This window comes from Anditalea andensis, assembly GCF_000714815.1.
Lineage (GTDB): Bacteria > Bacteroidota > Bacteroidia > Cytophagales > Cyclobacteriaceae > Anditalea > Anditalea andensis.
The window spans coordinates 145,454-157,862 of sequence record NZ_JMIH01000013.1 but is presented as its reverse complement, the minus strand read 5'-3'; the positions used below and the strand labels follow the sequence as shown (position 1 = coordinate 157,862).

The 12,409-nt window shown below is 39.0% G+C and carries 7 protein-coding genes; 3 read left to right on the top strand and 4 right to left on the bottom strand.

Features of this window, described 5'->3' with window-relative positions; genetic code table 11:
• Window positions 1-161: 161 nt before the first annotated feature.
• Window positions 162-3,443 (bottom strand): amidohydrolase family protein, encoded by a 3,282-nt coding sequence (locus tag EL17_RS03555; protein WP_035070154.1) that lies wholly within the window; start codon window positions 3,441-3,443, stop codon window positions 162-164.
• Window positions 3,444-3,891: 448 nt separating this feature from the next.
• Window positions 3,892-4,698 (bottom strand): glycerophosphodiester phosphodiesterase, encoded by an 807-nt coding sequence (locus EL17_RS03550; RefSeq protein WP_035070152.1) that lies wholly within the window; start codon window positions 4,696-4,698, stop codon window positions 3,892-3,894.
• A gap of 309 nt (window positions 4,699-5,007) precedes the next feature.
• Here EL17_RS03550 and rmuC point away from each other — a divergent pair, with 309 nt between their 5' ends.
• The 3 genes from rmuC (at window position 5,008) to EL17_RS03535 (ending at window position 9,558) form a co-directional block, all read left to right on the top strand.
• Window positions 5,008-6,489, top strand: a complete 1,482-nt coding sequence (gene rmuC, locus EL17_RS03545) for a DNA recombination protein RmuC (protein WP_035070151.1) — start codon at window positions 5,008-5,010, stop codon at window positions 6,487-6,489.
• 96 nt (window positions 6,490-6,585) lie between these two features.
• Entirely contained in the window at window positions 6,586-6,933 is a 348-nt protein-coding gene (locus EL17_RS03540; protein WP_035070149.1) for a hypothetical protein, read from the top strand.
• Between the two features lie 513 nt (window positions 6,934-7,446).
• Entirely contained in the window at window positions 7,447-9,558 is a 2,112-nt protein-coding gene (locus EL17_RS03535) for a catalase (RefSeq protein ID WP_051719793.1), read from the top strand.
• 71 nt (window positions 9,559-9,629) lie between these two features.
• On the opposite strand, the gene EL17_RS03530 is transcribed toward EL17_RS03535, so the two are convergent.
• Both EL17_RS03530 and EL17_RS03525 read right to left on the bottom strand, forming a co-directional pair.
• Window positions 9,630-10,589 (bottom strand): TIGR03885 family FMN-dependent LLM class oxidoreductase, encoded by a 960-nt coding sequence (locus EL17_RS03530; RefSeq protein WP_035070145.1) that lies wholly within the window; start codon window positions 10,587-10,589, stop codon window positions 9,630-9,632.
• Between the two features lie 185 nt (window positions 10,590-10,774).
• Window positions 10,775-12,406: an alpha-amylase family glycosyl hydrolase gene (locus EL17_RS03525; RefSeq protein ID WP_035070143.1), complete on the bottom strand. Its 1,632-nt coding sequence runs from the start codon at window positions 12,404-12,406 to the stop codon at window positions 10,775-10,777.
• Between the last annotated feature and the right edge of the window lie 3 nt (window positions 12,407-12,409).

Here is a 12,409-nt window from a genome sequence, read left to right as displayed (position 1 = left end):
CCAGTCAAATGTATGCTTCAAGAATAAAGAAAGACCTGAATTATTTCTAATTCAGGTCTTTGCTGTTTATACAAAATAAAGAAATTTTTATAATACCATTTTAAAAGGAGTGAATCCAATTTCCCGTCTTCTATAAATATATGGGCTTTGACATTCTACAATCAATTATGTCCTATACTACAGCCGCAGCCGGCATGCATAAAGCTTTTGGCTTCTTCATGCCACGGAAAAGCTTCATTGAAAGGTCCTGCTTCCCAATAGAATTCGTGGCGTTCTTTCGGTTCGTTACCTATCTGGTGCATGGTCTTGGTATCATATAGCCTTCCATTGATCATTGTATAGCGGATAGATTCCGAGTTTCTTATTTCCTCAAGTGGGTTTTCGTCCATGATAATCAGATCTGCCAGTTTACCGGTTTTAAGAGATCCTATCTCGGCACCAGCGCCTATATAATTGGCGCCATTGATGGTGGCCGCTTTAAGGGCATCGTGATTGCTCATTCCTCCCTGCTGTAAACTCCAAAGTTCCCAGTGAGCACCTAATCCCTGTAGTTGCCCATGTCCGCCAAGGTTTACTTTTACCCCTTTTTTTGCTAGCTCATTTACTGCTTTAGAGGTTTTGATATGACCGTTTTCATATTCTTCATCAGGTGCCATTGTCCGGTGTCTTGAGCGGGCATCTATTATACCTCTTGGGGTAAAACTCAGTAGTTTTTCATTTTCCCATACATTGGTATGTTGGTACCAATAATATTCTGAATTTAACCCTGAATAATTTACTATAAGGGTGGGGGTATATCCCGAGTTACTCTGACTCCATAGTTCTAATACATCTCTATAGACCGGTGCTACAGGTATATTATGTTCTATTCCTGTGTGCCCATCCATGATCATGCTCATGTTGTGAAAGAAGGTCGACCCTCCTTCGGGCACTACATTGATCCCTTGTTCTCTGGCTGCCTGCATGACTTGCTGTCGTTGTTCCCGTCTGGGTTGGTTATAACTTTTGACCGATTGAGCACCAAATGCTTTGGTTCTATTGATAGATGAGCGGGCATCATCTAAGCTATTGATTACAGCTTTGAAATCTCCATCAGCCCCATAAAGGATGAAGCCCGTGCTAAAGATCCTAGGCCCTACCAAATTTCCGTTTCTTACCATTTCGGCGAGCGTAAAGACAGCTTCTGTATTGGCAGATGGGTCATGTGCGGTAGTGACCCCAAAGGCCAGGTTGGCATAAAACTGCCAGTTCTGCTGAGTGGTCAGTCCATCTCGGAAGGCTCCGATATGGGCATGTGCATCTACTATGCCCGGCATAATGGTTTTACCGTTCATGTCATACACCTTGGAACCATTGGGTATGTCGACTGCAGATGCTTGTCCTATGGTTTCTATTTTATTTTCATGTATGATGATGGTGCCTTTTTCAATAACTTCATCCCCTTCCATCGTGATCAGTCTGGCATTGGTAAAGGCTATTCTTCCTTTAGGTTTGTCCATCTGATATTTAAGACCGATAGGTACACCCTCAGTTGAAGGTTCTCCTACCTCATCTGGAGAGCCGGATAAAAAGGTGAATTTATCAGCCAATTTATTGGAGTAATAGGAATCTCCCATCGTCCAGTAGATCCTGTCACCATCTTTGGACCAGTGAAGGTTTATCCCTGCATCTTTAGCCAATTGAGAGACAGGTACAACCGTGGACTTGTCGTCCAAGTCTAATTCTTGACCATTCATGACCATAGGAGCTACATACGCTTTATGAAGATGTGTAAAGGCTACCCATTCATTATTGGGGCTAGGTACCAGTCTATTGGCATATCTGGATTTGATATGCGTTCGTTCTTCCTGTCCGTTTAGATCTATACTTTTAAGTTCTTTTTCTATGCGGCCCATAAAGGTGCCTCCTACTTGTATGAATATTCTTTTCCCATCTTTTGTATACGTTGGATATTCGCCGTTTCCAGTGAGGAACTTAACGTTTTTGCCATCGTTATCCATGGTGTAGATGCCCGGATTTTTGGTAAAAGTCCTTCCCTGATCATTGTTTCCCGACTCTCTCCTGTAAGTTATGGATTTTCCGTCCGGTGAAAAGGATGGCGTTCTGTAGATACCTTTTTCAGCAGTTATTTGGGTGGATTTACCGCCAGTGTTTGAAATTTTATGGATAGCACCTTTTTCTAGATCATTCCAGGTGACGTACACTATGGTTTTTCCATCTGGTGAAAAGGCGGGTTCAGCTTCAAAGTCCGTCCCTGAAGTCAACCTTTTTGGTGTACCGTTAGGTAAGCTTTTAGTATAGATATAGCCGAGTGCGTTAAAAGCCAGTGTATTGCCATCAGGAGAAGTTATGGCATTTCTGATCACTTTTGAAGTAAATTCATTTTCCTCTACAGGATTATTGAAATGGACGGTCTCGGCTATCTGGATAGTAGCATCTACATAGAAAGGAATTTCTTTTACATCAAATGTTTCTACATCGACCCGGTTTATTTTTCCCCCAGCCCAGAATACTATTTCTTTATTACCCGGCATCCAGCTAAAATTAGGGTATACGCCAAATATAGCCCAGGCATCTTGCTGGTCTCTGTTGAGCTGATCATAAACTGGCCATTCCTCGCCAGTCTCCAGATCATGTACATACAGAACAGACTTTGCACGTACACGTTTGATGAAGGCCATCTTTTTTCCATCCGGAGATAGGGTAGGCCTGCCTGCACCTCCCGGTCCCCCGGTTAAAGTGGTAGTGGAGCCGTCCTGCAGATCATATCTTTTGATTACATATATCTGCTTATTAGGGTCACGGTTGTATTCAAAAGCTCCTCCCGGTGCTACGTCTTCACTGTAGTACAGGAACCTGCCGTCAGGGGAAACTACTGGTTCATTTACATCCTGCTGATCGTTTTTTCTTTTGGTAAGCTGGATCCCGCTGCCTCCAGTGATGTGGTACTGCCACATCTCTCCTGCACCCAGAGATCTTCCTGATGTAAAATGCTTTCTGGCAATGAGAAAATTCCCATCGGGCATCCACGTGGCATTGTTCAATAATCTGAAAGTTTCTTTGGTGACCTGTTTTGCCTCAGATCCATCAGCATTCATCACCCATATGTTATCACCTCCTGCCGCATCACTGGTAAATGAAATCAATTTACCATCTGGGCTGAACTTTGGCTGTACTTCGAAAGGCAAGCCTGTACGAAGGGGTGTTGCATTGCCCCCAGCTATAGGCAGGCTATAGATATCTCCCAGCATATCAAAGATGATGGTTTTTCCATCCGGACTTACATCCAGATTCATCCAAGTACCTTCATCAGTAGTAAAACGGTGGGTTTTAAAATTCCATTCACCTTCAGGATTGGACACATCCCATTTTTTATCCTGTGCGTTAACAGCTACAGTCATGAGTACTCCTAGAAGAGCACAGCCTATACTTTTAATATTCATAAATTGTCTGATTGATCATTGGAGTATTGACCTCAAATATACTGTAATTAGGAAAAAGTCTAATAAAAATTTGATCAATGGTAGGTAGCGGATTGTCTGTATTCAGTATATCGTATCACCTATCTCTGATCATACAGGCTGATTGTATTAGATTTATATTATGTGATAAGTTTCATAATACCGGATTTACTATATAGGTATATAAAAGAGCATCAGCAGAAATTTTGTGATCAGTAGAAAAAAAACAGAAAAATAGAAAGCAGAAAATTAATGGTTTGTTAGTGAATTGTAGTATTATTTAATGGAAGATAAGCTATCACCTATTTTTGCTATGAACCTAGATTATAGGATAAAACACCTAAACTGCTCGGCTAAAATCCGAAATATACTCTCTGGATTCCGGATTTAAACACAACTTCCACCAGAAATCTATCTGCCAAAATATATATCACATCCGTAAATTACTGTTGTTTATCAATTTAAAAAGCAACTCAGGTTCGTCAGTAGAAATAAACCTTACCTGTTGGTCCAGTAGCCACTGCATGTCTTCTTCCTTATTTACTGTCCATGCATTGACGGTAAGGCCTAAATCATGGGCTTCATTAATCCATTGCGGGTTTTTCCTAAAAATGCTGAAATGATAATCCAGGCCAAAAAAACCAGCTTTTTTCAGTTCTTCGGGTGATTTATTGCCGTATAAATAAGCCACATTGGCATTATGGTCTTCCGCTATAATTTTCTCACACATGTCGTAGTCAAAGGCTATATAATCGACCCACTTTTCCGCACCTAGATCTTTAACAAGTTTCACTGCGTTTTTTGCCAATGACAAACTTCTTTCTTTGCTTACAGTGGAGGTTTTTAATTCCATAATCAATTTTGTGCCATTTTGTTCCATACCTTTTTTTAGGTACTTTTCCACAGTTGGTATCTGCTCTCCATTGGGATGCTTTTTTTCCAGAAGAGCCTTATAGGTAGAGCTTTCTATAGGCATGCCATAAAAATCCGCATCATGGTTGACTACTAAAACAGAATCCATGGTCATCCATACATCAAACTCAGAACCTTCACATCCTAGTCTTATGGCTTCTTCCAAGGAAGCAATTGAATTTTGGGGAAGATTTTTGGCTTTCCAAGCACCTCTATGGGCAATGATCTTGTTAGTATGAAACGCTTCGTCTTTAACCATATGTACTGGATGGCTGAGGAAAATATTAGAAAAGGTAAGGATAAGAGAGATCGCAAAATATTTCATCTGACTTAGAATTTGCTTTGATATTTTAATAGCAATATAGTTATGGATGCCCAAACTTAAACTTATTTGATTGCAAATCCAGTACTATCATTTTACTAGATCTTTATCATAAGGTTAATTTTTAATTTTATGGTTTGAGTATTGACTTTTAACTACTGATAGGACCATACTCATGGTATATGTAATTTAGAGAATGGATCTGTAATATTTGGGACAATTACTGTCATTTAAAAAATGGAAACATACTTTAATAGTGGAAAATAGTCCATGTTTAGCTATTTTTATTTTTGAAAGCGAAAAACAAAATCTATGGAATTTTTACTTTTATCAATTATAGTGATTTTGGGTGTGATAATCATTTATCTCTTTCGGTTCAAAGCATCCGGAGAAATGATTAGCCAAGAGCATATACAGGTGATCAGTAGCCTGAAATCTGAGAATGCAGTCATCAAAGAAAAACTATCCCAGCTTTCTATTCAGCTTCAGGATAAAAAAGAGGAACTATCCCGTTTTTTAAATGAAAATCGGCTAGCAGAGCTACATGTGCAGCAGCTCTTTAGAGAGAAAACTGAACTGGAAACTGAACTGAAATCGGTGAAATCATACCTAAATGCACTTTCTATAAGAGAGAGTGAATTGAAAGATAAATTGGAACAGTGTCAGGAAAGCCTATCCCAAAGTCGCATTGCTTTATCCGGTGTGAACCAGGAAAAAGAAGGACTTAAAGAAAAACTGGAAACCCAGGCCATGGCACTAGATGACATAGGACATAAGTTTTCTGCTCAGTTTGAGCTTCTGGCCAACAAGATCCTGGAAGATAAGGCTATAAGGTTTTCTCAGCAGAACAAAGACAGTATAGAAAAAATCCTACAGCCTCTGGGTCATGAATTTGGCGAATTTAAGAAAAAAGTAGAGGAGACTTACGATAAGGAATCCAAGCAAAGGTTTTCCCTTGAGGAAAGGGTAAAGGAGCTGGTTGGATTAAACCAGCAGATCAGTGAGGAAGCCAAAAACCTGACCCGTGCACTAAAAGGCAATGCCAAAACCCAGGGGAACTGGGGCGAAGCCATATTGGAAACGATCCTTCAAAATTCGGGTCTTGAAAAAAACAGGCATTATGTGCTGCAGGAATTTTTGAAAGATGCTTCGGGGGAATATCTGTTAGGCCCTAATGGGAAGCGTATGCAACCGGATGTGACCATCACTTACCCAGATGACCGAAAAGTAATCATAGACAGTAAAGTATCTTTAGTGGCATATGAACAGTATTATTCCTCTGATGATATAGAGGTTCAAAAACTATCCTTATCAGCGCATTTAAAATCAATCAAAAACCATATAGATCAACTATCAGCCAAACAGTATGATGGTTATGACAAGGTTTTGGATTTTGTCATCATGTTTGTACCCATGGAGGCCGCTTATATTACTGCAGTACAGGCTGATCCGAATCTTTGGGAATATGCCTATAAGAAAAGGATACTTTTGATTTCCAGCAGTAATCTCATCGCAGCCTTAAAGATGATAAAGGATCTATGGGTCAGAACGGAGCAGACTCTAAATGCTTTGGAGATAGCCGAAAGAGGCGGTAAACTTTACGATAAATTTGTGACCTTCCTTTCTAGCCTTGAAAGTATAGGTTCACATCTGGAAAAATCTCAAACGGCATACACTAATGCAATGAAGCAAATAAAGACTGGAAATGGGAATCTTATAGGCCAGGTGGAAAAGCTTAAAAAATTAGGTGTAAAAACGACTTCTTCTATTCCTGAAAAGGTATTAAAGCAATAAAAAAAGACAGCATGACAGAATGATAACATGGCGCAATTTTTGGACATGAGCATATCCAGACTGGATATTATTTAAAACTTTAATCATATAACAATTATGAGCACATCAAGATCAATGACCACTCTTTCACAAGTAATGAACAGATTACCAGAATTGGGTTATGGGGAGGAACTGAAGATAAAGAGAGATAAAGGAGCCATATTAGGTGACGATGAAAATATATATAAGCCAGAAGATTTGAAGGTGGTGAAGGTATACCGATTTGAAGGTGAATCAGATCCTGCAGATATGGCCGTCATCTATGCCTTGCAAACCAATGAAGGTAAAAAGGGATATTTATTGGATTCATATGGGACATATTCTGGAGAAGATGCTTTGTATGTCAATGAATTTATCAAAAAAATTAAAATAGAAAGAGATGAGAGGTTAGAGGATTTAGATTAACCATTTTTTGACTATTTGTATAAAACCTGGTATTATCCAGGTTTTATACAAATATATATTGGAAAATATGTAAGGTGTGCCTTATATAGAGGATGCGATGTAGAACTTTAGCTAAAGTGAATTATTTTTTAAGGCTGTCAAGCTATGTGATTTTTATTTATAGATTTAGCTTTGATCCAAACCTATACTTTTCTAATGAATCTTTCAATTACCTATAAAATTTCACCTTATTATAATTGATAGTTACCACATTTTGGGGTGTAATCTATTCTTTCTTACTCATAGACCTATAAATTACCTCATTGCGTTACATTCTTTTGCCATATGGTGGAGAAGTGGTCCCCACACCTATATTAATTTCCAAAGGTCAGATATATAAATACCTTACTGTTTTCATAAAAGAACCATATACTTTAAAATAGATATAAATAAGATAAATCGTATCAAATATTAGATAATTGGAATACACTTTGTCAAATATGATGTTTTACTATTTAATAAAAGGGATTTATTATGGATAATGAGCACAATTACAATAATGAAGAGGAAAAATACTTGACTACCAATCAAGGTCAAAGGGTTAACCATACCGATGATGGATTGCGTGCCGGTCAAAGGGGACCTTTGATTATGGACGATCATCACTTCAGGGAGAAAATGACACATTTCGATCATGAAAGAATCCCTGAAAGAGTAGTTCATGCCCGTGGTTCTGCTGCGCATGGAATATTCGAAGCTTATGGTGGATTGGAAAAGTATACTAAAGCTTCTTTTCTGAAAGCCGGAAAGAGTACAGATGTTTTTGTAAGATTTTCTACCGTAGTTGGTTTTAGGGGATCGGCGGATGCTGTAAGGGATGTACGGGGATTTGCCACCAAATTTTATACGGATGAAGGTAATTATGACTTAGTGGGCAATAATATGCCAGTGTTTTTTATTCAGGACGGAATAAAGTTTCCCGATTTAGTACATGCTATTAAACCGGAACCACATAACGAAATGCCACAGGCTTCTGCAGCTCACGATTCGTTTTGGGATTTTATATCCTTGATGCCAGAATCTATGCATATGATCATGTGGGTGTTGTCAGATAGGGCGCTACCTCGTAGTTATTCTACCATGGAAGGATTTGGGGTTCATACTTTCCGTTTGATCAATGAAGAAGGTAAAAGCCATTTTGTAAAATTCCACTGGAAACCTACCAAAGACATGGCATCTTTCGTTTGGGATGAAACCCAGAAGATAGCCGGAAAAGATGCTGATTTTAATAGAAGGGATCTTTGGGAATCAATAGAAATGGGCAACTATCCAGAATATGAATTATGCTTACAAATTCTGCCTGAAGAAGATGAACATAAATTTGGCTTTGATATACTAGATGCCACCAAAATCTGGCCAGAGGAAATGGTCCCTTTAGTGAAAGCCGGAAAAATGACCCTAAATAGAAATCCAGATAATTTTTTCAATGAAACAGAACAAGTAGCCTTTCATCCTGGACATTTAGTGCCAGGTATAGACCTTACTAATGATCCCTTACTTCAGGGGAGGTTGTTTTCATATTTGGATACGCAACTGCTGAGACTGGGAGGACCCAATTTTGCAGAGATACCTATCAACAGTCCTAAGAAACCGGTAAATAACAACCAGCAGGAAGGATTCCATAGACGAGGAAACACAGGTAAGGTAAATTATTTCCCCAATTCTAGAGCAACTGGCTGCCCCATGATGGCACCTGCTAGCGAAGGAGGGTATGTCCATTATCCAGAACCGGTTTCAGGTGTTAAGACTAGAGAAAGGTCTGAAGGATTTAAAGATTTTTATTCACAGGCCACCCTTTTCTGGAACAGCATGACGGCTGTGGAGAAACAGCATATCGTAGAAGCGGCTTGGTTTGAACTGGGAAAAGTAACAGAAATGGCTATACGTGAGCGAGTGGTAGAACATTTTGCTAGGATCGATAGTGATCTGGCTAACAGAGTGGCAGGAGGTATAGGGGTAGCACCGCTATCTCCTGACAAAGTAGAAGTACTCCAAAAAGAACAGGCGGAATTTGTAGATCGCATTTGGAAAGGCAGGCTAATAGCTAAAGACTCTCCCGCTTTAAGTATGGAAAAGATGAAAAAAGCCGATAGTATTCAGGGGAGAAAGGTAGGTATACTAGCTGAAAACGGAGCAAATACAGCTACCATTAAAGCACTTAAAGAATGGCTTATTTCAAAAGGCGCCATGGCTGAAGTAGTAGCTTCCAAATTTGGTGATTTAGATGGCATAAAGGTAGATAAGTCATATATTACTACAGCATCTGTACTTTATGACAGTATAGTAATAGTGGATGGAGAAGATAGCATAGCCAGACAGGTAGAAAACGGAGAAACCATTCATTTTATAAATGAGGTGTATAAACACTGTAAAAGTATAGCTACTATAGGTAAAGGCCAGAAGCTGCTTTCACAAACAGCGCTGAAGAACCTTATCACCGCATACGAAGGAGCTTCTGAATCTTGGGAAGAAAAAGGTGTCGTAGGAGGGGAAACTTTGGATAAAGGTTTCCTAGAGAAATATGAAAAAGCGCTCGCCGTTTATAGGCATTGGCAAAGAGGAGCTAAGGATACTGTGCCTGCATAAACTATCAAAAGCATTAAAAGAGGTGGGTAATAATCCACCTCTTTTAATTTTATCTTATGATATGGATAAAACTAATCACAATAAGGAAGGACTTCTTTGGAGAAAAAATTTATAAAAGGTTCCTGCATTTTATTGACATTATGGATTGAAATCCTTTCAAATCCCAGTGCTTGATAGGATTTTATGATTTCTATGAAATAGTCCGAATTATTTCCTATATGTACATGGTCATGTAGATCTTCAGGCCTAACATATTCCGCTGCTTGTTCAAACTGTTTAGGTGTTCTAATCTGTGCCAGAAGATCACTACCAAATATGTTTGTTTTCCACTGTTCAAAGGCTGTTTTTTGGGCGATTTCTCTGTCTGGATCATAAGATACCTGTAATTTAAGGACCATAGCATCTTTTTTACCTCCTGCACTTATATATGCATCCACCATTTCTTCCATTTCCTTCATAGGTTTATTAATGGTAATCAATCCATCAGCCCAGGAAGATACGAACTTTGCCGTAATGGGAGTAATGGCTGCTCCCAGTATTTCAGGAGGCTTTGAAGGACGGGTGTAAAGCTTAGCCTGGACCACATTAAAATGGCCTGAATAATATACCTCCTCACCATCCCATAATTTTTTCATTACCATAACAGCATCTTCCAGAGCCTTATTTCTTTCCCCTTTTGTAGGCCAAATTTTATCTATTATTCCTTCGTTAAGCATCTGCCCACTCCCTACTGACATAAAAAACCTATCCGGAAACATATCAAGTAAAGTAGCCGCAGCTTGGGCGATAATGGCGGGGTTATAACGGTGATATGGACAGGTCACTACTCCTATAGGAAAAGAAGTGCGTGACATAGCTGCTCCCAGCCATGACCAGGCAAATCCAGACTGTCCCTGAGCTTCGTTCCAAGGATAAAAATGGTCTGAAGACAATGCAAATTGAAACCCTCCCTCCTCGGCTTTTTCCACCAAACCCAGAAGGCTGGATGGAGAAAACTGTTCGTGTGATACATGGTAGCCTAGCTTTAGCATATTATTTCATCTGTTTATAATTGGTTTTAATGGTCATAAATTGTCTCGTGATGAAGAAAAAGGGATGGAATCGAGCTTTTTTACAGTCATCTCAATGTGTGACGTTCTGCGTCATGCTCGATTTCATTGAATTATAAATAATGTGATCTAAATATTTTTTTTTTAATCCAGTTTTGTTTTAGGATTTAGATTATTTTCTCTTGGTTTACTACTTTGATCCACCTATACCCATATCCATTCACTTCTATAGATTTGGAGGGTTTTTTATACTCGCTATCAGATAGTAGGTCCACTAAATCGTCATTTTCCATGATGGAGCCTAATTTTCCTTTTTCCTTTTTAGAAGAAAAATTACAGATTACGAGTAATTTACTTTCCTCAACCTGGTAGACGATGGCCAGTAATTTGTCATTTTCCAAAGAAAGGGTATCCCATGTACCATGACCTATTTCAGTACAGCTTTTTCTCTTTTTAATCAAACTTTTCATGAAGGACAAAAGTGATGCAGGATCATCTACTTGCTTTTCTACGTTCACATATGAATAACTGTAATCACCATTGGACAATGGTTTATGGTTTAATTTATCTATTGGGGCTTTAGAAAATCCTCCGTGCATTTGATCGGACCATTGCATGGGTATTCGGACGGCTGATCGCAATTTCCTGTTAAGATCTTCGCCCATACCAATTTCCTCTCCAAAATGTATCAAAGGAGAACCGGGCAGGCCGAATATGCTGACATACATCAGTTTTATTTTTTTTATGTCATTCTCCATCATAGGCACCAGCTGCCTTTTAATGCCCCCGTGTCCATATATTCTCATTTTTTCATCTGGTGCGAATTTTTCCAGAACATCTTTTTGCTCGTCGGAATCAAGCTGGTTGATATTAAGTTCATCATGATGGCGAACAAAGTTCAGGTAGTGTTTACATTGAACATGCTTTGTAAGCTCTAGCCCTTTTACTAAGGCTTCACCAGAATTCCTTGCCATTGCGAGGAAATTATATTGATTGGAGAAGAAATTAAATAGCATGTGCATCCGGTCCCCTTTACCAAAATAGTCTTGGATATCTTTGGGATCTACATCTGCTTCGGCCAGAAGAATAGCATCCGGATTGATGTTTTCGGTGTATTTTCTTATTTCGTCTAAAAATTCGTTTAGATTATTCTTGGTGGTTTGATCATTGGATACAGTATCGGTAAGGGCGTGCGCAGCATCTATACGAAATCCAGATACTCCCAAGTTCAACCAGAATTTAATAACTTTAAATACTTCTTCCCTTACCTGTAGGCTGGCGATGTTAAGATCAGCCTGCTCCTTATAGTAGCTGTGCAAATAGAAAGAACTCGTTTCTGCAACATATTCCCACACACTATCTTCTACACCTTCAAACATAACCTTCTTCTCTTCATTTTCCGGTTCTTCGTCCCTCCATATATAATAGTTGCGATAGGGACTATCCTTGTCCGATTTAGCCTGGATAAACCATGGATGGTCTACTGAGGTATGGTTGATTACTAAATCTATGATTACCCTAATCCGGTTTTCATCGCATAATTTGATTAGGTTTAAGAAATCATCCATGTTTCCCAGTCGGGGATCTATGCCTAGAAAATCAGAAATATCATAGCCGAAATCACGGAGGGGGGAGGGGTAAAATGGTTGGAGCCAAAGCGTGTTTATACCTAAATCTATTATATAATCCATTCGGGACATAAGGCCTCTAATATCCCCATATCCATTGTCATTAGAATCTTGAAATAATTTTATATCGACTCCATATACTATGGAATCTTTATACCAAGTGTTTTTCATAGG